The sequence below is a fragment of the Streptomyces sp. NPDC002853 genome (assembly GCF_053591915.1).
This window is the reverse complement of record NZ_JBSFUS010000007.1, coordinates 257,864-284,350: the sequence shown is the minus strand read 5'-3', so window position 1 is coordinate 284,350 and position 26,487 is coordinate 257,864. Positions and strand designations below refer to the sequence as shown.

Genomic DNA, 26,487 nt, shown 5'->3' with positions numbered 1-26,487 from the left:
CTCCTCGGGGGCGGCTGGCTGGTGCGCCGGTCAGGATACGACCGGTGGGCGGGGCGGGGGGATGTCCCCCCGCCCTCGTCACGCGCGCGCGTCCGCCCTGATCAGCTCGGCCGCCTTCTCCGCGAGCGCCACCGTGGGGGCGTGCGTGTGGCCGCGCGTGATCCGCGGCATCACCGAGGCGTCCACGACCCGCAGCGCCAATGTGCCCCGCACCCGCAGCGCCGGATCGGTCACGGAGGCGTCGTCGAGGCCCATCCGGCAGGTGCCGACCGGGTGGTAGAGGGTCTCGGACGCCCCGCGGATCGTCCGGGCGAGCGTCGCGTCGTCGACCGTGCCCGGATGCGGCGCCAGCGGCCCCGATGTGTACGGGCCGAGGGCGGGCCCCGCGAGCAGTTCCTCGGCGCGGCGCACCCCGGCGACGAGCGTGCGGATGTCGGCCTCGGCCGTCAGATATCCGGGGTCTATGAGCGGCGCGGCGCCCACGCCCGGCCCCCTCGGCGTGATCCGGCCCTCGCTCTCCGGCTGGAGGAGCACCACGCCGATCGTGATGCCGTGTTCGGTGGGCGGGGTCAGGCCGTGGTGGACGAAGGGGACGGGGGCATAGACCAACTCGATGTCGGGGGCCGCCAGTTCCGGCCGCGTCTTGATGAAGGCGACGGCCTCGCCGACGTTCGACGTGAGCGGGCCACGCCCGCCGAGCAGGAAGCGTCCGACGTTGGCGAGGGAGTCCGCGCCGGTCAGCGTGACGGGCTCCGGGCAGCGCATGGTGACCGCGTAGGCGAGATGGTCCTGGAGGTTGCGGCCCACGCCACGGGACGCGATGCGTGGTTCGATGCCCGCCTTCGCGAGGTCGTCCGGGTCGCCGACGCCGGACGCCTGGAGAAGCTGCGGGGAGCCGATCGCGCCCGCGCTGAGGAGCACCTCGCGGCGGGCGATCAGCTTGCCGGGGACACCGTCGGCGATGACCCCGGCCACGCGCGTCCCGTCGAACTCCAGCCTGCGGACCCGCGCTTCGGTCAGGACGTCCAGGTTCCGGCGCCGCCTGGCCGGTTTCAGGTAGCCGTCGGCGGCGCTCCACCGTCGCCCGCGGCGCTGGTTGACCGGGGTGAGCGCGAAGCCGCTGTGGTCCGGCTCGTTCAGCTCCGTCAGCTCGCGCAGGCCCGCGTCGCGGCAGGCGTCGAGGAACGCGCCGGTGGTCGGGTTGAGGGCGCGGGGCGGCGAGATCCAGAGCGGCCCGTCACTGCCGTACACACTGCGGGCGCCGGAGCCGCACGCCCCGCCCGCCCACCGCTCCGCGCGCCGGAAGTACGGCTCCAACGCGTCGTAGGACCACTCGGGCCCCGCGGCCTCGCCCCAGGCGTCATAGTCGTCGCGGTGGCCGCGCACCCACATCATGGCGTTCATCGAGGACGAGCCGCCCAGCGTGTGGCCGCGCGGCCAGTACAGTTCGCGGCCGTCGAGCGCGGACTGCTTCACGGTGGAGTAGTCCCAGTCGTAGGACGTCTTGAACAGCTTCGGGAAGGCCGCCGGGACACGGATCTCGGGCTTGCGGTCACGTGGCCCCGACTCGACGAGCGCCACCCGCACCTTGGGGTCCTCGGAGAGCCGTGCGGCGAGAACACATCCCGCGGAACCGGCACCGACGATGACGTAGTCGTACACGCTGTCCTTGCTCAACTCGACTCCCTTGAATGGCAGTTCACGGAGGGGTGCGCACAGGGGACGTACGGGTGCTGCGCATGGATGACGCGTACAAGGAGTACACCCATCGTGGACCTCTGGGTAAAGGGATGGCGCGAGGATCGGCCTGTCCCACACGATCTCCACATGACGAACAGAAAGGACGACGCCGAGCACAGCACCCGGCGGGCCTTCTCCCTCCTTCGGCGGGTACGGCGAAGAGCGTGACCGGCTCGTGCACGCCGAGCTCCGGCAAGACGAGGTCCGGCCGTACACCTCCGGACGGCTCGTCGGGCCCGGCGGAGACCCGCTCGGATGCCGCGGGACCGTCAGCCGTGGCCCGCGGATCTACGTACAGGACGAGCCGTACACCGCGTGGGCCGTGCTCGACATCGGCACGCTCGGCGTGTGACGCGGCCACTGCGGACGAGCGTCGCCGGTCGCCCGGCCCTCATCGGGCCTCATCGGTCCTCAGGAGGACCCTAGGCTGTCGGGATGTTCACGAAGCGCAGGGAGCGCAAGCAGGCGGAGTTGCACGAGAAGCTGGCCGCCGAGCTCCGGGACCCGGACGCGGCGGTCCGGCGCAGGGCGGCGGCCACCGCGGCCGCGAGTGCCGATCCGCGGTGGGCACTGCGCGAGCTGACGTCGGCCGTCGAGCGCGAGCCGTGGGCGGAGGAGTTCCAGGAGACGGTGGTGGACGGCTTCGCCGCCGCGCTGCGCCGCGAGCAGCCGGTCCGCGAGCGTACGGAGCGGATCTTCGCGGCGCATCTCGACGACCCCGAGGGCTTCGTGCGGGCCTGGACCGAGCTGACGGAGGAGCTCGGCGGCGCCCCCGCCGTGCGGGAGGTCCCCGGGGACCTGCGCGACGACATGCGGGCGCGCCTCACCTCCCTGAAGGAGCGGGGCTGGACGGCGCAGGGCCTGGCCGGTCTCGGCCGGCCGGACGACTTCGTACGGGAGCTGGCGTTCGACCTGGCGGTTCTGCTGGCGTCCGTCGTGATGCGCCGGAACACGCCGCTGCCCGCCGAGGAGGCGGCGCAGGTCCGCGCCGAGGCGCGCGCGACCCTCAAGAAGGCGCTGCCCCACGCACCGGGGAGCACCGAACGGGCGGCGCTCCTGGGCCCCTTTCCCCGCAAGGCGGAGCTGGGGTCGTGGACCGACCGGGCGCGCGCGGGCCTGCGCGCCGACGAGGCACTGGCGCTCTGCGCGAGCGACGAGCCGGAGTTGATCACGCTCGGCGCCGAGGCCCTGGCCAAGCTGCTCTTCGGCGAGGCGGTCCGCCGCGAGGAGGTACTCACCACCCTCGACCGCCTGCTCACCGACCCGGCCCCTTTCCTCCTGAGCCGGATTCTGGACTGCTACAGCAACCTGCACGCGGTGCTGCCCCTGGACCCGGCGCCCCTTGGCCTCTTCCTGGACGGTCTTCGCCACCCTGATCCCGGGGTCCGGGCCTCCGCCGCCGAAGGTCTCGAATCGATCGCGCCGGGCTCCGCCGACGAGGGCCGGGCCGTGGAGGGGCTCGTCGATCTTCTGGACGACGACCCGGAGATTCTGGTCCGCCGGCACGCCGCGACCGCGCTGCGCTGGATGGACTACGGCGAGGACCGCCACTCCCGCGTCGGCGCCGAGGCCCTGAAGCGTCAGGCGGACGCCGCCGACCCCGAACTGCGCGCGCACAGCGTCGCCGACGCGCTGCGCTGTGGCGTCCCGGACGCGTACGACCGGTTCCTCGCCGGGCTCGAATCTCCCCACGTGCACAGCCAGTTGCTGTCGGGGCTCCTCAACGTACCCACCGACTCCGGGTTCGTCCTGCCCTCGCGCTCCGTACGCAAGGAGCTCATCGAACGCCTGGAAGCCCTGCGCGACTCGGGCTGGGCGGACCAGGAGGCGCCCGGCGCCACCGCGCCCAAGACCCCGGGCCCCGACTCGGCCCGCCCGAACGTGGAGTTCCTGACCGCCGCCGACCGGGCGGAGCTGCTCGCGGACCTCATCGAGGCCCTGCGCGACCTCTAGGGCCCCGTCCTTGGCCCCTAGCCGTGATCGTGCCCGGACGCACCGGACTTGGCCTCTCCGGAGTCGCTCGACTTGCCGGAGTCGCTCGACTTGCCGGACTTCCTCGCGGCCGACGGATGATGCGGCTCGTAGTCCGGGATGGTGCCGTCCGCCTTCTTCACCAGGAAGTATCCCGCCATCCCCATGTCGGAGTGGCTCTGCACATGGCAGTGGTACATCCAGGCGCCCGCGCCCACCCCCTCCCCCGCGATGACCTGGAAGCCGAAGGAGTCGCCGGGCCCGGTGATCTTGTCGTCCAGGACCTGGCTCGGGTCGTCGGGGCCGGTCAGCAGGCCCGTGCGGTTGTCGGCCCAGCGGTGACCGTGGACGTGGAACGTGTGGTAGTACTCCCCGTGCGTGATCGAGATGAACTCGACCCGATCGCCCACCGTGGCCTCGAAGTTGGGGCTGTCATGCCCCGCCTTGTTGTTGATCGTCATGTCGTTGAAGACGATCGTGAAGGTCTTGTCCGGCAGCAGGTCGCCCTTGCGGCGCACGACCAGCGCGCCGTAGAGCCCCTTGCGCACGCCACCCGTCCCGTGATCGGTGCCGACGACGTGGTCGTGGTAGTGCCAATAGCCCGCCGTGCCCGGCCGCCACGTGCCGTCCTTGCGGCGGCCCGGGGCGTGGGTGCGCCAGGTGTACGTCCGCTTGCCGCCCGGCTCGACGTGGCTCTTGGTGTGTCTGGTGCCGTCGCTGGAGATCTCGTAGTCCATGCCGTGCACGTGCAGGCTGGCGTCCACGTCCATCGTGTTCTCGAACTCGATGTGCAGCGTGTCGCCCTCGTTCAGCTCGATGAGCGGGCCGGGGATGGACGCCTTGCCCTTCTCCAGGCCGTATCCCATCTGCCCGTCCGGCAGCTTCTCGGCGTACATCTTGATGCGGCGCACCTCGCCGCCCGCGGGGGCGGTCTTGGGCCCTTCGGCCGTGCTCGCCTCGGGCGCGGTGGCCAGCGACAACGATGTCACCCCGGCCGTCGCGACCGCCCCGCCCACGAGCATCCGTCGGTTGAAGCTCCGTCGGTCCATGCCGAACCGGTCCATGCCGAACTCCCCACTGCGGTACGGGTGCTGACGGGGCGCAGGTGGCCCCCGGGACGGCCACACGGTATCGGGGGGATCTTCGTTTATCCACACGCAGGACAAAGTTCGCGGTATTCCGTCCGTACCTATTGGCGAGTGGCAAAAAGAGGTCTAGCTTCGTCCGCGCCTGTTGCTGTGACCGACGAGGGGTGGGTGTACTCATGCGGCTCACACCGCATCAAGAGCCCTTGGCTGTACGAGGGTTGAGCAGAGCCAGACGCAGACCGAACCGCAACGACCGGAACCGGAGCCGCACACGCCGCGCCTGGGCCGCCGCCCTGATCTCCGGGGTCATGGTCACCGGCGCGCTCTCCACACAGGCCGCCACTGCGCGGCCCTATCCCGAGCCACCGTTGACAACGATGTCCCTGCCGTCGCCGCCCGGCCAGGCGAACGTGCGTGTCCTCGTGTTCCACGGATCGGCGGCGGGCGGCGACGAGTCGCCCGTCGTGAACGCCGGCATCGAGGCCATCGAGAAGATCGGCCAGTCCGGCCCGGCCGCCCAGCGGTTCAAGGTCGAGGCGACGGACGACCCGGCGGTCTTCACGAACGAGGCCAAGCTCGGCAAGTACAACGCGATCGCCTTCCTGACCGGCGGCGGCGACGTCCTGGACCCCGAGCAGGAAGCGGGCCTGGAGGCGTACATGGAGGCGGGCGGCGGCTTCGTCGGCATCCATGACGCGGCGCGCGCCGAGCCGTACTCGACCTGGTTCACCGGCCTGATCGGCGCCCGCCCGGCCGATTCGAGCCCGACGAACGTGCAGCGCGCCACCGTCGAGGTCGGTGACCGGGAGAATCCGGCCACCAAGGATCTTCCCCTGGAGTGGAAGCGCCCCGACCAGTGGCTGAACTGGACCAAGAACCCGACCGGCGAGGTCCACACCGTGGCCCGCGTGCGGGAGTCCACCTACCAGCCGGGGCAGAGCAAGAACGGCGCCGACCACCCGGTCTCCTGGTGCCGTGACTACGACGGCGGGCGCTCCTTCTACACCGGAATGGGCGGCACGGCAGCCTCGTACGACGAGACGGACTTCCGTCAGCACCTGCGGGGCGCCCTGCTCTGGACCAGCCGCATCGCGCGGGCCGACTGCAAGTCGACCATCACCGCCAACTACAAGGCGTCGCGCCTGACCCAGCCCAACCAGCCGGGCCAGAACGACCAGATCGGCGAGCCGCACGGCCTGGTCACCGCGCCCGACGGCCGTGTCTTCTACATCGGCCGCGGCGGCGCCGACTCCTCCCAGCCGGTCATCACCGACTGGAACAACCCGGACATCGGCAAGGGCAAGGGCGAGATCCACGTCTACGACCCGAAGACCAAGAAGACGACTCTCGCCGGAGCACTGACGATCTTCGGCAACAAGGGTGGCGGCGATGAGCTGATCAAGGTCGAGGAGGGCCTGCTCGGCATCGAGCTCGACCCCGAGTTCGAGCAGAACGGCTGGGTGTACCTGCACTACACGCCCCACTCGAAGATCAACCGTGAGACGCACATGGCCGAGCGCTACGTCTCGCGCTTCACGCTCGACCAGGCCACGAACAAGCTGGACCTCGCGAGCGAGAAGGTCCTGCTCAAGTGGCCGGTTCAGATCCACAGTTGCTGCCACGCGGGTGGCGGCATGGCCTGGGACTCCAAGGACAACCTCTACATCGCGACCGGCGACAACAACTCGTCGGGCTTCAGCGACGGGTACTCGGGCAACAACCCGCAGCCCAACTTCAAGGGCGTCTCCTTCGCCGACGCGCGCCGCACCGCGGGCAACACCAACAACCTCAACGGCAAGATCCTGCGCATCCACCCGGAGGCCGACGGGACGTACACCCTCCCCGAAGGCAACCTCTTCACCGGCAAGGAGCCGGACGAGGGCGGCGGCAAGACGCGCGGCGAGATCTATGTGATGGGTGTCCGCAACCCGGCGCGCATCTCCGTCGACAAGAAGACGGACACGCTGTACGCGGGCTGGGTCGGCCCGGACGCGGGCGCGCCGTCGACGACGTGGGGCCCGGCGAAGTACGACACGTTCGCCGCGATCACCCACGCCTCCAACCGCGGCTGGCCGTACTGCATGGGCAACAACCAGCCCTACCGCGACCGCAATCTGCCGGACCCGACGAAGCCGCTGGGCTGGTACGACTGCAAGAACCTCAAGAACGAGTCGCCCAACAACGACGGCCTGGTGAACATCCCGCCGGCCGAGCCCAACAACATCTGGTACTCGCCGCAGGGCGGCGGCGTCGACTACCCGCGCGACGCGAAGGGCGTCCCGAGCTACAAGACGGAGGAGCAGAAGATCCTCCTGCCGTGGCTCAAGGGCGGCGGCCAGGCCACGATGAACGGCCCGGTCTACCGCTTCGACGCGGCCAACACCAGTGCGGACAAGTGGCCTTCTTACTGGGACGGCAAGTGGTTCGTCGGTGACTTCTACGACGCCGACCAGCCCCGGCACGCGGTCCTGACCGACCCGAAGACGGTCGGCAAGGGCGGACTGCCCACGCACGCCGAGTCCCTGAAGAAGATCATCCTGATCGGCAACGACGGCATCAAGAACCTCATGGACTGGAAGTTCGCCGCCGACGGTTCGCTCTACGTCCTCGACTACGGCCGCGGGTTCTTCACCTCGGACTCCAAGTCGGCGCTGTGGCGCGTCACTTACTCGGGCGGCGCGGCCACACCGGCCGCCAAGGACCTGGCAAGGAAGGCCGGATGATGCCAACCGTGAACAAGCGAAGACTCTGGACGGCGCTGTTCGCGTCGCTCCTGATGGTGCTCGGCCTGACCTCGACGGCGGCGAGCCAGCCCGACAATCCGGGCCGGGCGGCGGCCCAGACCCTGACCTGGACCGCCGACAACGCGATCGACAAGTACGCCTCCGCGCCCGCCACGGCGGTCGCGGGCGCGACGACGATCGTCTTCGAGAACAGCGAGGCGACCGGCAACAACACCGGCATGCCGCACACGCTGACGTTCGACGTCTCGGACCCCGAGTACAACAACGACGTACCGCTGAACATCCTGGCCAACCCGAACGACGACCAGGGCGGCAAGCACACGGCGGAAGTCACCCTCACCCCCGGCAGGTACCGCTACCACTGCACGATCCCCGGCCACGGCTCGATGCAGGGCATCCTCGTGGTGACCGAGGGCGGCGGCGAGGACACCACCGCTCCCGAGACCGCGGCCAAGGTCGAGGGGCAGACCAACTCCGATGGCGCGTACGTCGGTTCCGCCACCGTCGCGGTGACGGCGACCGATGAGGGTTCGGGTGTCGACAAGACCGAGTTCGCGGTCGGGGCGGACGGCGCCTGGCAGCCGTACACGGCGCCCGTGGTCGTCGACCAGGTCGGCACCCACAAGATCCGCTATCGCGCGAGCGACAAGGCGGGCAACGTGGCCGCGGAGAAATCCGTGGACTTCACGGTGGTCCCGCCGTCGACCGACGACAAGACGCCACCGGAGACCTCGGCCACGGTGACCGGCGAGAAGAACGACAAGGGCGAGTACGTCGGGATGGCGACCGTCACCGTGACGGCGTCCGACACCGGATCCGGCGTCAACAAGATCGAGTACGCGGTCGGCGACGGCGGCGCGTGGACGGCGTACACCGCGCCGGTCATGGTCCACGCGGCGGGCGCGCACAAGATCCGCTACCGCGCGTCCGACAAGGCGGGGAACCAGGCGGCCGAGAAGTCCGTCGAGTTCACCGTGGTCACGCCGCCGGTCGAGGACAAGACGCCGCCGGAGACCACCGCGAAGGTCGAGGGCGACAAGAACTCGGACGGCGCGTACGTCGGCAAGGCGAAGGTTTCGGTCAGCGCGACCGACGCCGACTCCGGTGTCGACAAGGTCGAGTACTCCCTGGACGGCGGCCCGTATCTCGCGTACGCCGAACCGGTGGTCGTCGACCGCGTGGGCCGGCACACGGTGGCCTACCGCGCGAGCGACAAGGCGGGCAACACCTCGGCGGCCAAGGACGTGTCCTTCACCGTCGCGGAGGGTGGCGGTGTCCCGGCGCCCAACTGTGCCGAGTTCGACGAGCGGTTGACGGTCATCGTCGGCACGGTCGACACGGGCATCCCGAACCGCGTCACCAACAACCGGTGCCGCATCAACGAGATGATCGAGGACGAGAAGGAGTGGACGTCCCACGCGCTCTTCCTGAAGCACGTCAAGAGCGTCACGGACAAGCTCCTGAAGGCCGGTGAGATCGACCGGCGCGAGTACAACAAGATCAACCGCGCCGCCAAGCAGTCCGGCATCGGCAAGCCGGGCCAGACCGAGGGCTACCGCAAGATCTTCGACGGCACCCAGGAGTCCCTGAACAAGTGGGAGCAGGTCGGCGGCGGCAAGTTCGGCCTGAACGCCGACGGTTCGATCACCAGCAGCACCACCGTCGAGGGCATGGGCATGCTGTGGTTCCCCGAGCGCAAGTACGGCGACTTCTCGCTGAAGCTCCAGTGGCGGGACGACGCGCCGGGCAACGGCAACGCCAACGGCGGCGCCTTCGTGCGCTTCCCGCAGGTCCACGACCACCCGGAGGAGTCGCGTCCGGAGTGGGTCGCCATCAAGTACGGGCACGAGGTGCAGATGCTCGACCGGCCCGACGGCGACATGTACAAGACGGGGTCGATCTACGGCTTCGACCGGGTGGGTCTCGGCGGCGCCGGGGTCACCCCGAAGGGCACGTGGAACGACTACGAGATCAAGGTGGTGGACCAGCACTACTCGATCTACCGCAACGGCGTCCTGATCAACGAGTTCGACAACACGGGCGGCCAGGTCTTCACGCCGCCGCGTGGCGACGACCCGGGCACGGACGGACGGCGCTACTCGTCCGGCTATGTCGGGCTCCAGGTGCACGGGGTCACGGATGTGATCTCGTACCGGGACATCCGGATCAAGGAGCTGTAGTCGCCTCCTGATCGGCCCTTCTTCGGCCCCCGCACCCCGGCTTCGGGGAGCGGGGGCCGTCGTCAGTCCTCGTGCCTGGCCCGGCTCGGCTGCACCCGCTTCGGCTCGCCCGGCATCTTCGGGTACTCCGGCGGGTAGGGCAGGTCGCCGCGGCCATGGTCCCGCTCGTCCTTGGCGGCGAGTTCGAGGAGCGCGTCCAGGGTGAAGGCGTGTTTCTCCATGTCCGCGTGTACGTCGCCGACCTCGGCGAACCGCTCGGGCATCGTGCCGATGTCGAAGTCCTCGGGCACCGCGTCATCGACCTCGTCCCAGCGCAGCGGCGCCGACACGGGGGCGTTCGGCCGGGGGCGCACCGAGTAGGCGGAGGCGATGGTGCGGTCACGGGCGGCCTGGTTGTAGTCGACGAAGATCCGCTCGCCCCGCTCCTCCTTCCACCACGCGGTGGTCACCTGGTCCGGCATGCGGCGCTCCAGCTCGCGGCCGCAGGCGATCACGGCACGCCGCACCCCGGTGAACTCCCACCGCGGTTCGATCGGCACGAAGACGTGCAGGCCACGCCCGCCGGACGTCTTGGGCCAGCCCTGGAGGCCGTACTCGTCGAGGATCGCGCGGAGCTCGTGCGCGGCGCGGACCGCGTCGGCGTAGTCCGTGCCGGGCTGCGGATCCAGGTCGATGCGGAGTTCGTCGGGGTGGTCGGTGTCGCCGCGCCGTACCGGCCAGGGGTGGAAGGTCAACGTGTTGAACTGGGCGGCCCATACGACCGCGCCCACCTCCGTGGGGCACATCTCCTCGGCGGTGCGGCCGCTGGGGAAGGCGATGGTGGCCGTGGGGATCCAGTCGGGGTGAGTCTTGGGGATGCGTTTTTGGTAGAAGAACTCGCCGGCGACCCCGTCCGGGAAGCGCTGGAGCGTCGTGGGGCGGTCCCGCAGGGCGCGCACGATCCCGTCGCCGACCGCGATGAAGTAGCGGGCGACGTCCAGCTTGGTGAACCCCCGCTCCGGAAAGACGACCTTGTCCGGACTGGAGAGCCGCACCGTACGCCCGCCCGCGTCGAGCTCCACCGCTTTACCACCCATGCCGCCACGCTAGGCGCAGCGGAGACATGTCGCATACCGGGCACAAAGTGACGTATGGGCTCAGAATCGGAGCATGGATCTGCCGGTCATGCCCCCCGTCAAGCCCATGCTCGCCAAACCCGTCGCGAAAATCCCGCCGGGCATGCAGTACGAGGCCAAGTGGGACGGCTTTCGCGCGATCGTCTTCCGGGACGGCCCTGACCTGGAGATCGGCAGCCGTACGGGCAAGCCGCTGACCCGCTACTTCCCGGAGCTGGCCGAGGCCCTGCTCGACCGGCTGCCCGACCGGTGCGTCGTGGACGGCGAGATCGTGATCGCCCGGGACGGCCACCTCGACTTCGACGCGCTCACCGAGCGCATCCACCCGGCCGCGTCCCGGGTGCGCACGCTCGCCGAGCGGACCCCGGCGTCCTTCGTGGCCTTCGACCTCCTGGCGGCGGGCGACGAGAGCCTGCTCGACGTACCCCTCACCGAGCGCCGCACACGTCTGACCGAGGCCCTGGAGGGCGTGCGCGCCCCCGTGCACCTCGCGCCCGCGACCACGGATCCGGAGCTGGCCCAGGAGTGGTTCGAGCAGTACGAGGGCGCTGGGCTGGACGGTGTCATCGCCAAGCCTCTCGACCTGCGCTACCGGCAGAACGAACGCCTCATGTTCAAGATCAAGCATGAGCGCACGGCGGACTGCGTGGTCGCCGGCTACCGCTTCCACAAGAGCGGCCCCATCGTCGGATCGATGCTCCTCGGCCTGTACGACGACTCGGGCACCCTGCAGCACGTCGGCGTCTGCGCCGCGTTCTCCATGCGGCGGCGCGCGGAGCTGATCGACGAGCTCGAACCCCTGCGTCTGGAGTCGGCCGACGAGCACCCCTGGGCCGCCTGGGGGGACGAGTCCGCGCACGAGACGTCCCGGATGCCGGGCGCGCCGAGCCGCTGGACGGGCAAGAAGGACCTCTCCTGGGTGCCGCTGCGCCCCGAGCGCGTCTGCGAGGTGGCTTATGACCACATGGAGAACGGGCAGCGTTTCCGGCACACCGCGCGCTTTCGCACCTGGCGACCGGACCGCACCCCTGACAGCTGTACGTTCGCCCAGCTGGAGGAGCCGGTCCGGTACGACCTGGCGGATGTGCTGCGCTAACCGGCGGGCCTGCTCGCGCCCACGCCCGCGTACTGGCTCTCCGGGCGTGCGAGGCCGTAGTGGTCGCGCAGGGTCGTGCCCGTGTACGCGGTGCGGAACAGGCCACGGGCCCGCAGGATCGGCACGACCTCGTCCGCGAAGAGGTCGAAGCCGCCGGGCAGCCCTGGCGGCATCACGTTGAAACCGTCCGCGGCACCCTGCTCGAACCACTCCTGGATCTGATCGGCCACCTGTTCCGGCGTGCCCGCGATGACGCGGTGCCCGCGCGCCCCCGCCAGACGGTGCAACAGGCCCCGCACGGTGGGCTGTTCGCGGTCGATGATGTCGAGGATCACCTGGAATCGGCTGCCGTTGCCGCGCTCGCCGCCGGTCTCGATGAGGTCCCGGGGCACGGGGCCGTCCAGTTGCTCCGCGGTGAGCCGCAGCCCGAGCATGCGGTGCAGGAGCTGCAACGAGTACTCGGGCTGGGTGAGTTCGTTGTACTCGTCGTGCAGGGCGCGCGCCTCGGCCTCCGTGGAGCCGATGAAGGGGCTGATGCCGGGCAGGACGAGCACCTTGTCGGGGTCGCGCCCTAGCCCCGCGGCCCGCTTCTTGAGGTCGGCGTAGAAGTCCTGGCCGTTGCGGAGGGTCTGGTGCGCGGTGAACACCGCCTCCGCGTACCGCGCGGCGAACGCACGGCCGTCCTCCGACGAACCCGCCTGTACGTAGACGGGGCGGCCCTGGGGTGTGCGGGGCGTGTTGAGCGGGCCGCGCACCTTGAGGCGTGGGCCCTCGTGGTCGATGGCATGGATGCGGTCGGTGTCCGCGAAGAGCCCGTTCTTCTGGTCGGCGACGAGCGCGTCGTCCTCCCAGCTGTCCCAGAGCTTGGTGACGACGTCGAGGAACTCCCTTGCCCTGTCGTACCGTTCGGCGTGCACGGGGTGCGCGTCGAGGCCGAAGTTCAGGGCGGCCTGCGGGGCTCCGGTGGTGACGATGTTCCAGCCCGCACGCCCCCGGCTGAGATGGTCGAGGGAGGCGAAGAGGCGGGCCAGGTTGTAGGGCTCGCTGTAAGTGGTGGACGCGGTCGCGATGAGGCCGATCCGTGAGGTGACGGCGGCGATCGCGGAGAGCCAGGTGAAGGGCTCCAGGCGGAAACGGCTCGCATAGCGGACGTTGTCGGCGAGCGCCGGGCCGTCGGCGAAGAAGATCCCGTCGAAGGTGGCGGCCTCGGCGCGCCGGGCGAGGTCCTGGTAGAAGTCGATGTCCAGGATTCGTGCGGGGTCGGACGCGTGGTGCCGCCAGGCGGCCTCGTGGTGCCCGCCGGGGTAGACGAAGAGGTTGAGGTGCAGCTCGCGAGGGCTCATGCGACAGCCGCCTTCTCCTTGGGGGCGCGCTCGGCGTCGTCGGTCCGTGCGGCGTCGTCGGTTCGTGCGGGGTCGTCCTCGGCGAGATCCACGCCCAGTTGCCGCAGCAGCCGCCCTCGCAGCGCCGCGTACTCCGGGCTCCCCTGTCCGCGCGGCGCGGGCAGCTCCACCCGTATGTCGGCCGCGATGCGTCCGGCGTCCAGGACGACCACCCGGTCGGCGAGTGCGATCGCCTCGTCGACGTCATGGGTGACCAGGAGCACGGCGGGGCGGTGTGCCTCGCAGAGGCGTCGCAGCAAGGCGTGCATCCGGATGCGCGTCAGCGCGTCCAGGGCACCGAACGGCTCGTCGGCGAGCAGCAGTTGTGGTTCACGGACCAGGGAGCGGGCCAGCGAGACCCGCTGCTGTTCGCCGCCGGACAGGTCCGCGGGCCAGGCGTTCTCCCGGCCCGCCAGACCCACCTCGGCGAGGGCCTCGCGGGCCCGCTCCCGCGCCCCGGCGCCCGTCAGGCCGAGGGCGACGTTGTCCAGGACCCGCTTCCAGGGCAGCAGCCGTGCGTCCTGGAAGACGACCGAGACATCAGCGGGCGCCGCGAGGTCTCCGCTCCCCGCGACCTCGTGGTCGAGGCCGGCAAGCGCACGGAGCAGCGTTGATTTCCCGGAGCCGCTACGGCCCAGGAGGGCCACGAACTCCCCTGCCCCGATGCGGAGTTCGAGTCCGTCCAGGATCTTCCGGTCGCCGAACGACCGGACGAGGTTCTCGATCCGGACCGTCAGCCCGCCAGCGTGCGTCGCCATGACAGCGCCTTCCTCTCCACGAGCCGTACGAGTGCGTCCGAGACGAGACCGAGGAGGCCGTACACGACGAGGCCGACGATGATGATGTCCGTCTGCCCGTAGGTGCGGGCGAGCTCCATCATGTAGCCGATGCCGCTCGTCGCGTTGACCTGCTCGACCACGACGAGCGAGAGCCACGCCGCGGTGACCGCGAACCGCATGCCGAGCAGGAAACCCGGCAGCGCTCCCGGCAGGACGACATGGCGCACGAACCCCGAACGTGAGAGCCCGACGGTCTCGGCGAGTTCGGCGTAGCGGCCGTCGATCGTCCGCAGGCCGTTGTGGGTGTGGATGTAGACGGGCACGAACACGCCGAGCGCGATGGTGATGACCTTCATCGACTCGCCGATGCCGAACCAGAGGATGAGCAGCGGGATCAGCGCGAGCGAGGGGATGGCCCGCTTGATCTGTACGGGGCCGTCGATGATGCCCTCGCCGATCCTGCTGAGCCCGGCGGCGATCGCCAGGGCGAGCCCGGCGGCAGTGCCGAACAGCAGTCCCAGGGCGGCACGTTGGGCGGAGGTGGCGAGGTTCGACTGGAGCCGCCCCTCGGCGATCAGATCACCGGCGGTGCTCACCACGGTCCAGGGCGCGGAGAGGTTGCGGGCATCGATGAACCCGGCGGCCGACCCCGCCGACCAGATGGCGAGCAGCAGCAGCGGGCCGATCGCCCAGCCGTACGGGATGGGCCTGCCGGGACCGAGCCTGCGGCGGCGCTGACCACGGCGCGCGCGGGCCACGGGCTCGGGGCGGGTGGCGGAAGCCTTGGTCAGAGTGGGTGCTTCGGCGCTCATGATTCCTCCCCCGCACCGGACTTGAGGGCGTCCGCGCCGACCGACTCGTACCGCCGGTCGAAGAGGACCTCCGCGTCGAAGGTCTTGCGGCCGGTCTCCTTCGCGAGCAGGTCGACGGTCTTCTGCTGGCGGGCGATGGCGGTGGTCCAGTCGGCCGGGATGTCCGGATGGCCGATCCCCTTGACCAGGTACTCGCCGTCCGCGCGGGTCAGGCCCTGATCCTTGACGTACCAGCCGGCGATCCACTCGTCGGGGTGTTTGTCGGCCCATTCGGAGGCGCGCGCCCAGTACTTGACGAACTCCCGGATGGCCGCGGCCTTCTGGGGGTCCTCCACCGACTCGGTCGGCACCCACAGATGCCCCGGGTCGTCGCGCAGGCCGTGCTGGATCGTCTTCGCGCCGTCCTTGCCGTACTTCGCGGGATAGCGCTTGATGTTGACCCCGCCCAGCGGCGCCGCGTCGACCTGGCCGTTGCCGAGCGCCGACGGATAGACGTCACCGGTGCTCGGCAGTTCGACGAGTTCCACGTCGTCCTTGGCGAGCCCGGCCTTGGCGAGGATGCGCAGGACGAGGGCGCCCTGCGCCTGCCCCGGGCTGTAGGCGATCTTCTTGCCGCGCAGGTCCTTCAGCGTGTCGATGTCCGCGCCGGGTGCGATGCCGAGCTCGTACACGGGGTGCTTCAGCGGGTCCTTGCGGTATTTGGCGGCGACCAATTTCGTGTCGAGCCCCGTCCAATGGGCGTGAATGGACGGTATTTCCGCCGCGGAGCACACGTCCAGGGAATGCGCCCTAAATGCCTCGGAGCACTGGGGGCCGCCGCTGATGTTGGCCCATTTCACCTTGAAGGGCAGCTTGTCGAGCTGTCCGGAGAGTTTCAGGGCGACCTGGGTGTCCGGCGCCCCTACGGTGATGGTGGTGTCCGGATCCACTTTCGCCGGGATCTTGGCGGAGACCTGTTTGGCGTCGACGGTCGTGGTCGAGGCGCCGTTGCCTGCGCAGCCGGCCAGGAGCAGCGGGGCGAGGAGGGCAGCGGCGAGCGCCGCCCGTATATGTGTGGGCATGGGTTCTTTCCCGGAGTGCGGACCTTCACGGAGGGAGGAAAGACCGGCAGCGGAATTGCCTGCGGCTCCTCACAGTGATTCACGAGAGAACGTGCGTTTTGAAGGTCAGCTACACAGAGCGGTGGCCACGCGCATCAGATCAACAGCGCGCCGCTGCTTGAACCGCCGGGATATTCGCATGGCGACGAAACTAGCCACGGCACCAAGAGGGGGTCAAGCCATCTCACCCGCCCCGGCTTTCCGGAAACGCAGCCTTCGCACTGTGGCCATACGCGCGTCACACCACGCCATGACCACGCCATGACCACGCCACGACTCCTTGCCGGGAGCGCATTCGCGCCAATGTTCCGGCTCGCGCCCGCACGTCGCTTCCACGTCACCGACCCCGACCGTAAGCTCCCTCGCCGGATACGGGAGTTACTTACGGTAAGGGGGCCGACGCATGGGGTACTCGGGATCTGCGGGCAGCACGAGGCGGACCTTCGTCGCGGGGGCGGCCGCCGCGGGCGGCGTGGCGGCGCTCGGCGCGGGGGCGCTTCCTGCGGCGGCCGCCGACCGCGCCCCGCGGGCGGAAGCTGCGGCGAAGGTCTCCGTGGCCGTACTGGGCGGCGGCGTCGCGGGCCTGACCGCCGCGCACGAACTGGCCGAGCGCGGCTTCGCCGTCACGGTCTACGAGCGCAGGGCGCTCGGCGGCAAGGCCCGCAGCATGGACGTACCGGACAGCGCGAAGGGCAACCGGAAGCCGCTGCCGGGCGAGCACGGGTTCCGCTTCATCCCGGGGATCTACCACAACCTCCCGGACACGATGCGCCGCATCCCCTTCCCCGGGAACGCGAACGGCGTCTGGGACAACCTCGCGGCGCCGCGCGAGATGTCGTTCGCGCGCACCGGACGCGAGGACATCCGGATGCCGATCCCGTGGCCGGGCAGCGAGCCGGAGAAGCTCACTCTGGACGACATCGCGCGGGCCCTCACCGCGCTCCTCGACACCGCCTTCAACCTGCCCGCGCACGAGGTGGCGTACTTCGTGAACCGCGCCCTGGTCTTCCTCACGAGCTGCGACGAACGCCGGGACAGCACCTGGGAGTCGACGCCCTGGTGGGAGTTCACGCGCGCCGCGAAGATGTCGAAGGACTACCAGCGCATCCTCGCGATCGGCGTCACCCGCAACATCGTCGCCACCAAGGCCGAGGAGGCGAGCACCCGCACCGTCGGCACGCTCGGCGAGGCCTTCGTCCTCAATGCTCTCGGGCAGGGCGCCGACGGTCCGCCGGACCGGCTCCTGAACGCGCCGACGAACGAGGCGTGGATCGATCCCTGGGTGGCCCATCTGAAGTCGCTGGGCGTGGAGTTCCGGATCGGCTGGAGCGTGCGCCAGTTGGGCTTCGCGGGCGGCTGCGTCAGCAAGGCCGTCATCGAGGATCCCGACGGCGTACGCCGCGACATCACCGCCGACCACTACATCCAGGCCATGCCGGTGGAGCACGCCCGCAAGACGTGGAGCGCGGAACTGAAGGCGGCCGACCCCCAGTTGGCGCGCTGCGACAAGCTGGAGACGGACTGGATGACGGGCATCCAGTTCTATCTGACGGAGCGTCCGCCCACCGTGAAGGGTCATTTCAACTGCATCGACTCGCCCTGGTCGCTCACGGGCATCGCCCAGGCGGGCCACTGGCCGGGCCGTGACTTCGCGAGGGACTACGGGGACGGCGCCGCGGTCGAGTGCCTCTCGGTGGACATCTCCGAGTGGGACAAGCCGGGGATCCTCTACGGCAAGACCGCCAAGCAGTGCACGCGTGACGAGGTCGCCAAGGAGGTGTGGGCGCAGCTCAAGGCCGCCCTCAACGACACCGGCAAAGTGGTCCTCAGTGACAGCAAGCTGCACTCGTGGTTCCTCGACCCCGGCGTCGACGGCATCGGGACGCCGAACCCGACCAACGAGGACGAGCTGCTCATCCACCCGGTCGGCACCCTGCACAACCGCCCGTCGGCGGCGACGAAGATCCCCAACCTCTGTCTGGCGGGCGACTACGTGGCCGTGCCGATCGACCTGGCGACGATGGAGGGCGCCAACACATCGGCACGCCAGGCGGTGAACGCCGTCCTGGAGAGGGTCGGTTCGGATGCCGAGCCCTGCACGGTGACCTCCTTGTACCGCGCTCCGGCGGTCGAGCTCCTCAAGCGCCACGACCGCACCCGCTACCGTCTCGGTCTGCGCAACGCCCTCGATCTGGGCTGAGGGCGGGAGAGCAGGGGCGTTCGGGGTAGGACACCCGTATGGGAACGCGGACACGGACACGACGCACGGCGGTGGCGGCGGTGGCGGCCGTCGCCGCCCTGGCCCTGGCACCCGGCTGCACCCTGAGCCGGACCGGCGAGGGCGACGCGAAGGACCCCGGCGGCGGGCGGGTGCTCGCCGTGAAGATCGACAACGTAGGTCCGGCCCGCCCGCAGACGGGTCTCGACGCGGCGGACGTCGTGTACGCGGAGCAGGTCGAGGCCGGTCTGAGCCGCCTGATGGCGGTGTACGCGGGCCGGCTTCCGCCGGTCATCGGCCCGGTGCGCAGCGCGCGGGAGACGGACCTGGAGCTGCTGCGGCAGTTCGACGACCCGGCTCTGGTGTTCTCCGGGGCGCAGTCGAAGCTCCTCCCGCTGATCTCGGCGGCACCCCTGCGCCAGCTGTCGCCCGGCAAGGCGCCGGGCGACGCCTATTTCCGGGGCGCCGACAAGCCGGCCCCGCACAACCTCTTCGTACGCCCGAAGGCACTGGACGCCACTCCGGGCGACGGAGGCCTGAAGAGCATGGGCTTCAGCTTCGGCCCGCGCCCCAAGGGCGGCACCCCGGAGCGTGAGCGCACCGTCCGCTTCCCGGCGGCGCGGTTCACCTTCACCTGGGCCGCCGAACAGCAGCGCTGGCTGGTCTCCATGGACGGTGAGCGGGCGCGCACGGCGGACGGCAGGACGCTCGGCGCGTCGACGGTCGTCGTGCAGTACGTGAAGGTGCGCGAGTCGCGGTTCCACGACCGCGGGGGCAACAACACGCCGTTCACCGAGACCGTCGGCTCCGGGAAGGCCCGGGTCCTGCGGGACGGCCGTGCCTACGAGGCGCGCTGGGAGCGGACCACCCCGCGGGACGGCACGGAGTTCACGACGGCGGACGACGGCAAGGCGCTGCCGTTCGCCAAGGGTCAGGTGTGGGTGGTGTACGCGAAGGCGTGACTCATCCCTGGTGGGCGACGACGGGCTCGGTGGGGTTGCGCAGGCCCTCCGCCGCGTCCGAGACCCGCTGGATCAGGTCGAAGAACACCGTCTGCTCGGCCGCGGAGAGCGGTCCGAGGAAGACCTGGTTCATCCGGGCCGTCCGCACCGTCAGCTTGCGGTGCGTGCGCTTGCCCTCGTCGGTGAGGTGCAGCAGATACCGGCGGCCGTCCTGCGGATCGCGGACCTTGTCGAGCAGTTCGCGGCGCATCAGGCGGCTGATGACCTCCGCGATGGTGGAGCGGTCGAGGCCGACCCGCTCGCCGACGGTGCGCTGGTCGAGGCCGGGCTCGGCGACGAGCGCGTTCAGGACGGCGAACTGCGGCGAGGTGATCTCCTCGGAGACCATCGTGTTCCACAGCAGGTAGTGCGCCTGCTGCAGGCGCCGGGCCAGGTGCCCGGGGTGGGTGGTCAGGTCCACCGCGGCCATGAGTTCCTCCACTGCCTTGAGCCTGCTGCTTGAGCTGTTCGGGCCCGCGCATTTCTGTAGGTGCACTGAACAGTACCCGCCCTTGACGGCTTAGGGAACGAGTGGCAGCGTAAGCCGGACCTCGTGGAAATAGTCAGTGCCCTGATTAATTGGCGGGGCATCGAAGGCCAGGAAGAGATGGGGCTCGACAGATGGACAAGGTGGTGGCCTCGGCCGCCGACGCGGTGGCCGATGTGGGGGACGGTGCGTCCCTGGCGGTCGGCGGGTTCGGGCTGAGCGGTGTGCCCGGCGTGCTGATCGCGGCGCTGTACGAGGCCGGTGTGTCGGGCCTGCGGGTGGTGTCCAACAACTGCGGGGCGATGGAGTCGGGCCTTGCCGTGCTGCTCTCGGCGGGCCGGATCGCACGGGTGACCGGCTCGTACATCGGCGCGAACAAGGAGTTCGCCCGCCAGTATCTGGGCGGTGAGCTGGAGGTGGAGATGATCCCGCAGGGCACGCTCGCCGAGCGGCTGCGCGCGGGAGGATGCGGAATCCCGGCGTTCTACACCCCGGCCGGGGTGGGCACGCAGGTCGCCGACGGCGGACTCCCGTGGCGCTACGACGGTTCGGGCGGGGTGGCGCTCGCCTCGCCCGCCAAGGAGGTGCGGGAGTTCGACGGGCGGGAGTACGTCCTGGAACGCGGCATCCGGACCGACTTCGCCTTGGTGCGGGCCGCCAGGGGTGACCGGCACGGGAACCTCGTGTTCAACAAGTCCACCCGCAACTTCAACCCCCTGGCCGCGATGGCCGGACGGGTCACCGTCGCCGAGGTGGAGGAGCTGGTGGAGCCGGGCGAGATCGACCCCGACTCCGTGCATCTCCCGGGGATCTACGTCCAGCGGGTCGTCGAGCTCACCCCCGAGCAGGCCGCCGACAAGCAGATCGAGCGGCGTACGGTCTCCGCGCCGCCGGCCCGAGGCACGGTGGGCGCCTGATGGCCTGGACGCGAGAGCAGATGGCCGCACGCGCCGCACGCGAGCTGCGCGACGGGCAGTACGTGAACCTGGGCATCGGCCTGCCCACGCTGATCCCCAACTACCTCCCCGAGGGCGTCGAGGTCATCCTGGAGTCGGAGAACGGCATCCTCGGCGTGGGCCGCTACCCCACCGACGCCGAGGTGGACCCGGACCTGATCAACGCGGGCAAGGAGACGGTCACCGTCCGCCCCGGCGCCTCCTACTTCGACTCGGCCCTGTCCTTCGGAATGATCCGCGGCGGCCACATCGATGTCGCGGTGCTCGGCGCCATGCAGGTGTCCGCGCGCGGAGACCTGGCCAACTGGGCGATCCCCGGCAAGATGATCACGGGGATCGGCGGTGCGATGGACCTGGTGCACGGCGCCCGCACGGTGATCGTGGCGATGACGCACACCGCCAAGGACGGCTCCCCCAAGATCCTGGAGGAGTGCGCGCTGCCGCTGACCGGCAAGGGCTGCGTGAACCGGATCATCACCGATCTGGGCGTCCTGGACGTCACCGGAACCGGTCTGGAACTGGTCGAGTCGGCGCCCGGTGTCACCGCCGAGGAGATCGTCGCCAAGACCGCGGCCCAGGTCCGCGTCCCCGAAGCCCTCTCCGAAGGAACCCCGTCATGAGCCTGCGCGACGTCTACATCGTCGACGCCGTACGCACCCCCGCCGGCAAGTACAACGGCGCACTCGCGGGCGTCCGCCCGGACGATCTCGGCGCGCACGCGATCCGCGAACTCCTCGCCCGTACGCCGGACTTGGACCCCTCGCGGATCGGTGACGTCTACTTCGGCAACGCGAACGGCGCGGGCGAGGAGAACCGCAACGTCGGCCGCATGGCCGCCCTGCTCGCCGGTCTCCCCGTGACGGTGCCGGGCGTGACCGTCAACCGGCTCTGCGCCTCCGGGCTCGAAGCCGTCATCCAGGCAGCGCGGGCCATCGCACTCGGCGACGTCTCCATCGCCCTGGCCGGCGGCGTCGAGTCGATGACCCGCGCCCCCTACGTCCTGCCGAAGAGCGACCGACCCTTCCCCGCCGGGCACACCGAGCTGTACTCCACCACGCTGGGCTGGCGCATGGTCAACCCGAGGATGGAGCCGCAGTGGACGATCCCGCTGGGCGAGAGCGCCGAACTCATCGCGGACAAGCACGGGATCACGCGCGAGCAGCAGGACGCGTACGCCCTGAGCAGCCATCAGAAGGCGGCCGCAGCACAGCGGGAGGGGCTGTTCGACGCGGAGATCGCCCCGGTCTCCCTCCCGCAGCGCAAGGGCGAGCCCGTCCTCTTCGCACACGACGAGTGCGTACGCGCCGACGCCTCCCTGGAGGCCATGGCCAAGCTGAAGCCGTCCTTCCGCCCTTCGGAAGGGACCGTCACACCCGGCAACGCCTCGCCGCTCAACGACGGCGCGGCCGCGCTGCTCCTGGTCGACGAGGAAGGCCTGCGGGCGACGGGCCGGGAGCCGCTCGCCCGCGTTTCGGCGTCCGGCGTTTCCGCGACCGATCCGCACTACTTCGGTCTCGCGCCGGTCGAGGCCGTCAACCGCGCCCTCGCCAAGGCGGGCAGGTCCTTCGCCGAGCTGAGCACGCTGGAGCTGAACGAGGCCTTCGCGGCACAGGTGTTGGGGTGCGCGGCCGAATGGCCCGACCTCGACCCGGCCGTCCTTAACCCGCTCGGCGGCGCGATCGCGCTCGGCCATCCGCTCGGCGCGTCCGGCGCGCGACTCGCCGGAACCGTCGCCCACCAGCTCGCCCGGCGCGGCTCGGGCACGGGCGTCGCCACCCTCTGCATCGGCGTCGGGCAGGGCCTGGCCCTCGTCCTCGAACGCTGACCCGCAGCCCCCTTCCGCAGCACGCCGTACTCACGGAGCCGACAGACATGACCCTCACCGAACCCCTGCCCGACGGGCTCAGCCAGCGCGAGATAGACACCGAGGTCGCCAAGGCGCAAGCCGCTGCCGCGCCCTCCGACCACCCGCCGCGCGACTATCCCCCGTACCGCAGCAGCCACTTCCGTCACCCCAAGCAGCCACTGGTCCCGCTGCGCGACCCGGAGGCGGTGGAGCTGAGCGGCCCCGCGTTCGGCGTCACCGACATCACCGCGCTCGACCGCGACCTCACGCGCCAGCACCTGGGCGAGCCGCTCGGCGAGCGGATCACCGTGTCCGGCCGTGTCCTGGACCGCGAAGGGCGGCCCGTACGCGGCCAGTTGGTCGAGCTGTGGCAGGCCAACGCGTCCGGCCGTTACGCCCACCAGCTGGACCAGCACCCCGCTCCGCTCGACCCGAACTTCACGGGCTTCGGCCGCTGCCTGACCGACGACGAGGGCACGTACAGCTTCACGACGATCAAGCCGGGCGCGTACCCGTGGCGCAACCACGTCAACGCCTGGCGCCCCGCACACATCCACTTCTCGCTCTTCGGCACCGCGTTCACCCAGCGCCTGGTGACCCAGATGTACTTCCCGGGCGACCCGCTGTTCCCCTACGACCCGGTCCTGCGCTCGGTCACCGACGAGTCGGCCCGCAAGCGGCTGGTCTCCGCCTACGACCACGATCTCTCCGCCCCCGAGTGGTCGCTCGGCTACCGCTGGGACATCGTGCTCGACGGCCCGTCCGCGACCCTCTTCGAGGAAGGCGACCACCACTGATGTCGTACGCTCCGACTCCCTCCCAGACGGTCGGCCCCTTCTACGGCTACGCGCTGCCCTTCCCGCGCGGCGGCGAGGTCGCCCCGACCGGCCACCCGGACACGATCACCCTGCACGGGTACGTGTACGACGGCGCGGGAAACCCCGTCCCGGACGCGCTCATCGAGACCTGGCAGCCCGCGTCCGACGGCTCCCGCAAGGGCGCGCCGGGATCGCTGCGGCACGACCCGGTCACCGGCGAGGTCATCGGCCGTGACGGTGTCGCGTTCACCGGGTTCGGCCGCGTCCCGACCGACGCGGACGGCCACTGGACGGTCCGTACGCTCCCGCCGGGCGGCGCCTCGTACATCGCGCTCGCGGTCTTCGCGCGCGGCCTGCTGCACCATCTGTACACGCGCGCCTACCTGGTCGACGAGCCGGGCGACCCGCTCCTCGGCTCCCTCGACCCGGCGCGGCGTACGACACTGATCGCCCGCCCCGAGACGAGCCACACGTACCGTTTCGACATCCGCCTTCAGGGCGAGGGCGAAACGGTGTTCCTGGAGTTCCAGTGAGTGGTGACGGTGACGGTACCGACGTCGGCCTGCTCGCCCCCGGGCGTGCGGGCTCCCCTGCCGAGTCCAAGACGGGCGACACGGCCTTCCTGCAGGCGATGCTGGACGCGGAGGCGGCGCTGACGCGGGCGCAGGCCGAGGTGGGCCTCGCCCCGGCGGACGCGGCGGCGGCCGTCGGCGCGGCGGCTTCCGCCGACCGTTTCGACGTACGTGACATCGCGCTCCGCGCGCGGTCCGGCGGCAATCCGGTGATCCCGCTGGTCGCGGACCTGACGGCGGCGGTGCCCGCGCAGGCCGCGCCGTACGTCCACCGGGGGGCGACGAGCCAGGACATCATGGACACCGCGATGATGCTGGTCGCCCGGCGCACGCTCGACTCGATCCTGGCGGACCTGACCCGCACGGAGGCGGCACTGGCCCGCATCGCGGCGGAACACCGGGACACGGTGATGCCGGGCCGCACCCTGACGCAGCACGCGGTCCCCACGACGTTCGGCCTCAAGGCCGCGGGCTGGCGGTCACTGGCCCTGGACGCCCGGGACAGGGTGCGGTCGGTGCGTGACACGCTCCCGGCCCAACTGGGCGGCGCGGCGGGCACGTTGGCGGCTTTCGGGGCTTACGGGGCTCATGCGGGCGGCAGCGGGGGTTCGGCGGGAGCAGGCTCGGCGTCCCCGGAAGACGGGCCCTCGGCCACCGCGCGGAGCGGCCTCGGGGAGGAACTCGTCGCTGTGTACGCCAGGGAACTGCGGCTGGCCGAACCGGCGCTGCCCTGGCACACCCTCCGCACCCCGGTGGCCGACCTCGCCGGAGTTCTCGCCTTCGTCGCCGGGGCCCTGGGCAAGGCGGCCGTGGATGTCCTCACCCTCAGCCGCACGGAGATCGCCGAGCTTTCCGAAGGTGCGGGCGGCGGTTCCTCCGCCATGCCCCACAAGGCGAACCCCGTGCGCTCCACCCTCGTCGCGGCCGCCGCCCGCCGCGCTCCCGCCCTGGCCGCGACGCTGCACGCGTCGATGGCCGCCGAGGACGAACGCCCGGCAGGGGCCTGGCACGCGGAGTGGGAGGCCCTGCGCGACCTCCTGCGCACGGTGGGCGGCGCGAGCCACCACGCGGCGGAGCTCACCGAGAACCTCCGGGTCCACCCGGAGGCGATGCGCGAACACCTCGGCCTCACCCATGGGTTGATCGTCTCCGAACGCCTCACCGCGGAGCTGACGCCCCTCCTGGGCCGGGCCCGCGCGAAGGAGCTGCTCACCTCGGCGGCCCGTCGTACCCGCGACGAGGGCAGGAGCCTCGCGGAGGTGCTCGCCGAGGAGCCCGCTCTTGCCGCCGTAAACCTCACCGAACTCACCGACCCCGCCCGTTACACCGGCTCCGCCGGAGCCCTCACCGACCGAGCCCTGGAGCGACGATGACCGGCAAACTGCCGCACCACACGAGCGAGGGCGCCCCGACGGCGCCGCCCCTCATCCTCGGCTCGTCCGTCGGCACCTCCACCGCCCTGTGGGACGCCGTGGCGCCCGAACTCTCCACCACCCACCGGGTCATCCGCTGGGACCTGCCCGGTCACGGCAAATCCCCCGCCGACCTGATCGGCCCGGGAGCGACCGTCGCCGACCTGGCGGCGCTCGTCCTCGCGCTCGCCGACTCCCTCGGCATCGACCGCTTCGCGTACGCGGGCGTCTCCCTGGGCGGCGCCATCGGCCTGCACCTGGCCGCGCATCACCCGGAGCGCGTGGAGAGCCTCGCCGTGATCTGCTCGTCGGCGCACTTCGGCGGCAGCGCCCGCTGGGAGGAGCGCGCGGCACTCGTCCGTCGCGAAGGACTCGCCTCGCTCGCGGACAGCTCCCCGGAGCGCTGGTTCACCCCCGGCTTCACGGTCCCCGGCCTGGTGGAGGACCACCGGACCACCGACCCCGACGCGTACGCCGCCTGCTGTGACGCGCTGGCGGCGTATGACATCAGGGACGCGCTGGCGTCGATCACCGCGCCCACGCTCGTCGTCGCCGGCCGCGAGGACCCGGCGACGCCGCCCGCCCACGCACGCGAGATCGCCGACGCGGTGCCGGGCGCCTCCCTCGCGGAGCTGGCGGGTGCCTCCCATCTGGCGCCCGCGGAACGCCCGGAGGCCGTGGTCGCGGCGTTGCGCACGCACGTGGCGGGGGCAGCCGCGAGCGGCATGGCGGTCCGGCGGGCCGTTCTCGGCGACGCGCACGTGGACCGCGCGCAGGGCAACACCACCCCCTTCACGGCCCGCTTCCAGGACTTCATCTCCCGCTACGCCTGGGGCGAGATCTGGACCGACCCCACCCTCGCGCGCCGCGAGCGCAGCATGATCACCATGACGGCCCTGGTCGCGCACGGGCACCATGACGAGCTGGCCATGCACATCCGGGCGGCCCGCCGCATCGGGCTCACCCCCGAGGAGATCGGCGCGGTGCTGCTCCAGACGGCGGTCTACTGCGGTGTACCCGCGGCCAATTCGGCGTTCGCAGTAGCACAGCGGGTCCTCTCCGAGGAGTAGCGAATCAGTAGGTGAAGTAGTAGAGGAGTAAACGGTCTCGGGCCGACCCTTTAGGCTGCTGCTGATCAGGGGGATCAGAGGAGCAGGGGCTCAGGGGAAC

The 26,487-nt window shown here is 70.9% G+C and carries 22 protein-coding genes; 14 read left to right on the top strand and 8 right to left on the bottom strand.

The features are described 5' to 3' along the window. Positions 1-78 precede the first annotated feature (78 nt). Positions 79-1,677, bottom strand: coding sequence for a GMC family oxidoreductase (locus tag ACWD02_RS20840; RefSeq protein ID WP_451212694.1), 1,599 nt, complete (start codon positions 1,675-1,677; stop codon positions 79-81). A gap of 238 nt (positions 1,678-1,915) precedes the next feature. Here ACWD02_RS20840 and ACWD02_RS20835 point away from each other — a divergent pair, with 238 nt between their 5' ends. Then, positions 1,916-2,092 carry a hypothetical protein gene (locus tag ACWD02_RS20835; protein ID WP_451212691.1) on the top strand — a complete coding sequence of 59 codons (177 nt, stop codon included), beginning with the start codon at positions 1,916-1,918 and terminating at the stop codon, positions 2,090-2,092. 83 nt (positions 2,093-2,175) lie between these two features. Further along, the gene (locus tag ACWD02_RS20830; protein ID WP_451212688.1) at positions 2,176-3,693 is read left to right on the top strand and encodes a HEAT repeat domain-containing protein; all 1,518 of its coding nucleotides are present in this window, start codon (positions 2,176-2,178) and stop codon (positions 3,691-3,693) included. Positions 3,694-3,710: 17 nt separating this feature from the next. Here the strand turns inward: ACWD02_RS20830 and ACWD02_RS20825 are convergent, their stop codons facing one another. Next, entirely contained in the window at positions 3,711-4,760 is a 1,050-nt protein-coding gene (locus tag ACWD02_RS20825) for a multicopper oxidase domain-containing protein (RefSeq protein WP_451212685.1), read from the bottom strand. A gap of 215 nt (positions 4,761-4,975) precedes the next feature. On the opposite strand from ACWD02_RS20825, the gene ACWD02_RS20820 reads away from it, so the two are divergent. Together ACWD02_RS20820 and ACWD02_RS20815 are read left to right on the top strand one after the other, a co-directional pair. After that, positions 4,976-7,522 (top strand): ThuA domain-containing protein, encoded by a 2,547-nt coding sequence (locus ACWD02_RS20820; protein WP_451212682.1) that lies wholly within the window; start codon positions 4,976-4,978, stop codon positions 7,520-7,522. 53 nt (positions 7,523-7,575) lie between these two features. Then, positions 7,576-9,723 carry an OmpL47-type beta-barrel domain-containing protein gene (locus ACWD02_RS20815; RefSeq protein ID WP_451213355.1) on the top strand — a complete coding sequence of 716 codons (2,148 nt, stop codon included), beginning with the start codon at positions 7,576-7,578 and terminating at the stop codon, positions 9,721-9,723. Between the two features lie 62 nt (positions 9,724-9,785). Here the strand turns inward: ACWD02_RS20815 and ligD are convergent, their stop codons facing one another. Continuing rightward, positions 9,786-10,799, bottom strand: coding sequence for a non-homologous end-joining DNA ligase (gene ligD, locus ACWD02_RS20810; RefSeq protein ID WP_451212679.1), 1,014 nt, complete (start codon positions 10,797-10,799; stop codon positions 9,786-9,788). 73 nt (positions 10,800-10,872) lie between these two features. Here ligD and ACWD02_RS20805 point away from each other — a divergent pair, with 73 nt between their 5' ends. After that, complete coding sequence (locus ACWD02_RS20805; protein WP_451212676.1) at positions 10,873-11,934, top strand: ATP-dependent DNA ligase; 1,062 nt, start codon at positions 10,873-10,875, stop codon at positions 11,932-11,934. Here ACWD02_RS20805 and ACWD02_RS20800 read toward each other — a convergent pair. The 4 genes from ACWD02_RS20800 to ACWD02_RS20785 are packed head-to-tail and all read right to left on the bottom strand — an operon-like array spanning position 11,931 to position 15,968. Next, positions 11,931-13,277, bottom strand: coding sequence for an LLM class flavin-dependent oxidoreductase (locus tag ACWD02_RS20800; protein ID WP_451212673.1), 1,347 nt, complete (start codon positions 13,275-13,277; stop codon positions 11,931-11,933). The two genes, ACWD02_RS20805 and ACWD02_RS20800, sit on opposite strands and share 4 nt — an antisense overlap. Continuing rightward, positions 13,274-14,074, bottom strand: a complete 801-nt coding sequence (locus ACWD02_RS20795) for an ABC transporter ATP-binding protein (protein ID WP_451212670.1) — start codon at positions 14,072-14,074, stop codon at positions 13,274-13,276. The genes ACWD02_RS20800 and ACWD02_RS20795 overlap by 4 nt, the downstream gene beginning before the upstream one ends. Then, on the bottom strand, positions 14,050-14,907 hold the full coding sequence (locus tag ACWD02_RS20790; RefSeq protein WP_451212667.1) for an ABC transporter permease: 858 nt from the start codon (positions 14,905-14,907) through the stop codon (positions 14,050-14,052). Before ACWD02_RS20790 ends, ACWD02_RS20795 begins: the two co-directional genes overlap by 25 nt. Then, complete coding sequence (locus ACWD02_RS20785) at positions 14,904-15,968, bottom strand: ABC transporter substrate-binding protein (protein ID WP_451212664.1); 1,065 nt, start codon at positions 15,966-15,968, stop codon at positions 14,904-14,906. The genes ACWD02_RS20790 and ACWD02_RS20785 overlap by 4 nt, the downstream gene beginning before the upstream one ends. Before the next feature lie 442 nt (positions 15,969-16,410). On the opposite strand from ACWD02_RS20785, the gene ACWD02_RS20780 reads away from it, so the two are divergent. Further along, a complete protein-coding gene (locus tag ACWD02_RS20780; protein WP_451212661.1) occupies positions 16,411-18,207 on the top strand; it encodes a hydroxysqualene dehydroxylase in 1,797 nt (598 codons plus the stop codon). 38 nt (positions 18,208-18,245) lie between these two features. Next, positions 18,246-19,187, top strand: coding sequence for a DUF3048 domain-containing protein (locus ACWD02_RS20775; protein WP_451212658.1), 942 nt, complete (start codon positions 18,246-18,248; stop codon positions 19,185-19,187). 1 nt (position 19,188) lies between these two features. Here the strand turns inward: ACWD02_RS20775 and ACWD02_RS20770 are convergent, their stop codons facing one another. Continuing rightward, positions 19,189-19,656, bottom strand: a complete 468-nt coding sequence (locus ACWD02_RS20770) for a MarR family winged helix-turn-helix transcriptional regulator (RefSeq protein ID WP_451212655.1) — start codon at positions 19,654-19,656, stop codon at positions 19,189-19,191. Positions 19,657-19,847: 191 nt separating this feature from the next. Here ACWD02_RS20770 and ACWD02_RS20765 point away from each other — a divergent pair, with 191 nt between their 5' ends. Genes ACWD02_RS20765 through pcaDC form a run of 7 tightly spaced genes read left to right on the top strand, consistent with a single transcriptional unit; the run spans position 19,848 to position 26,387 of the window. Then, positions 19,848-20,630, top strand: coding sequence for a CoA transferase subunit A (locus ACWD02_RS20765; protein ID WP_451212652.1), 783 nt, complete (start codon positions 19,848-19,850; stop codon positions 20,628-20,630). After that, positions 20,630-21,289, top strand: a complete 660-nt coding sequence (locus ACWD02_RS20760; RefSeq protein ID WP_451212649.1) for a CoA transferase subunit B — start codon at positions 20,630-20,632, stop codon at positions 21,287-21,289. The genes ACWD02_RS20765 and ACWD02_RS20760 overlap by 1 nt, the downstream gene beginning before the upstream one ends. A gap of 2 nt (positions 21,290-21,291) precedes the next feature. Next, positions 21,292-22,494: a thiolase family protein gene (locus ACWD02_RS20755; RefSeq protein WP_451213352.1), complete on the top strand. Its 1,203-nt coding sequence runs from the start codon at positions 21,292-21,294 to the stop codon at positions 22,492-22,494. Positions 22,495-22,541: 47 nt separating this feature from the next. Then, positions 22,542-23,312 carry a protocatechuate 3,4-dioxygenase subunit beta gene (pcaH, locus tag ACWD02_RS20750; RefSeq protein WP_451212646.1) on the top strand — a complete coding sequence of 257 codons (771 nt, stop codon included), beginning with the start codon at positions 22,542-22,544 and terminating at the stop codon, positions 23,310-23,312. Then, entirely contained in the window at positions 23,312-23,866 is a 555-nt protein-coding gene (pcaG, locus tag ACWD02_RS20745; RefSeq protein WP_451212643.1) for a protocatechuate 3,4-dioxygenase subunit alpha, read from the top strand. Before pcaH ends, pcaG begins: the two co-directional genes overlap by 1 nt. Then, a complete protein-coding gene (gene pcaB, locus ACWD02_RS20740; RefSeq protein ID WP_451212640.1) occupies positions 23,863-25,278 on the top strand; it encodes a 3-carboxy-cis,cis-muconate cycloisomerase in 1,416 nt (471 codons plus the stop codon). Before pcaG ends, pcaB begins: the two co-directional genes overlap by 4 nt. Further along, positions 25,275-26,387 (top strand): bifunctional 3-oxoadipate enol-lactonase/4-carboxymuconolactone decarboxylase PcaDC, encoded by a 1,113-nt coding sequence (gene pcaDC, locus ACWD02_RS20735; protein ID WP_451212637.1) that lies wholly within the window; start codon positions 25,275-25,277, stop codon positions 26,385-26,387. The genes pcaB and pcaDC overlap by 4 nt, the downstream gene beginning before the upstream one ends. The last annotated feature ends 100 nt before the right edge of the window (positions 26,388-26,487 follow it).

Bases quoted from the DNA above. Each gene is read 5' to 3' on its own strand.
- ACWD02_RS20830 (WP_451212688.1), top strand. From the start codon at position 2,176: ATGTTCACGAAGCGCAGGGAGCGCAAGCAGGCGGAGTTGCACGAGAAG.
- ACWD02_RS20825 (WP_451212685.1), bottom strand. From the start codon at position 4,760: ATGGACCGACGGAGCTTCAACCGACGGATGCTCGTGGGCGGGGCGGTC.
- ACWD02_RS20820 (WP_451212682.1), top strand. From the start codon at position 4,976: ATGCGGCTCACACCGCATCAAGAGCCCTTGGCTGTACGAGGGTTGAGC.
- ACWD02_RS20815 (WP_451213355.1), top strand. From the start codon at position 7,576: ATGGTGCTCGGCCTGACCTCGACGGCGGCGAGCCAGCCCGACAATCCG.
- ligD (WP_451212679.1), bottom strand. From the start codon at position 10,799: ATGGGTGGTAAAGCGGTGGAGCTCGACGCGGGCGGGCGTACGGTGCGG.
- ACWD02_RS20805 (WP_451212676.1), top strand. From the start codon at position 10,873: ATGGATCTGCCGGTCATGCCCCCCGTCAAGCCCATGCTCGCCAAACCC.
- ACWD02_RS20800 (WP_451212673.1), bottom strand. From the start codon at position 13,277: ATGAGCCCTCGCGAGCTGCACCTCAACCTCTTCGTCTACCCCGGCGGG.
- ACWD02_RS20795 (WP_451212670.1), bottom strand. From the start codon at position 14,074: ATGGCGACGCACGCTGGCGGGCTGACGGTCCGGATCGAGAACCTCGTC.
- ACWD02_RS20790 (WP_451212667.1), bottom strand. From the start codon at position 14,907: ATGAGCGCCGAAGCACCCACTCTGACCAAGGCTTCCGCCACCCGCCCC.
- ACWD02_RS20785 (WP_451212664.1), bottom strand. From the start codon at position 15,968: ATGCCCACACATATACGGGCGGCGCTCGCCGCTGCCCTCCTCGCCCCG.
- ACWD02_RS20780 (WP_451212661.1), top strand. From the start codon at position 16,411: ATGGGGTACTCGGGATCTGCGGGCAGCACGAGGCGGACCTTCGTCGCG.
- ACWD02_RS20775 (WP_451212658.1), top strand. From the start codon at position 18,246: ATGGGAACGCGGACACGGACACGACGCACGGCGGTGGCGGCGGTGGCG.
- ACWD02_RS20770 (WP_451212655.1), bottom strand. From the start codon at position 19,656: ATGGCCGCGGTGGACCTGACCACCCACCCCGGGCACCTGGCCCGGCGC.
- ACWD02_RS20765 (WP_451212652.1), top strand. From the start codon at position 19,848: ATGGACAAGGTGGTGGCCTCGGCCGCCGACGCGGTGGCCGATGTGGGG.
- ACWD02_RS20760 (WP_451212649.1), top strand. From the start codon at position 20,630: ATGGCCTGGACGCGAGAGCAGATGGCCGCACGCGCCGCACGCGAGCTG.
- pcaH (WP_451212646.1), top strand. From the start codon at position 22,542: ATGACCCTCACCGAACCCCTGCCCGACGGGCTCAGCCAGCGCGAGATA.
- pcaG (WP_451212643.1), top strand. From the start codon at position 23,312: ATGTCGTACGCTCCGACTCCCTCCCAGACGGTCGGCCCCTTCTACGGC.
- pcaDC (WP_451212637.1), top strand. From the start codon at position 25,275: ATGACCGGCAAACTGCCGCACCACACGAGCGAGGGCGCCCCGACGGCG.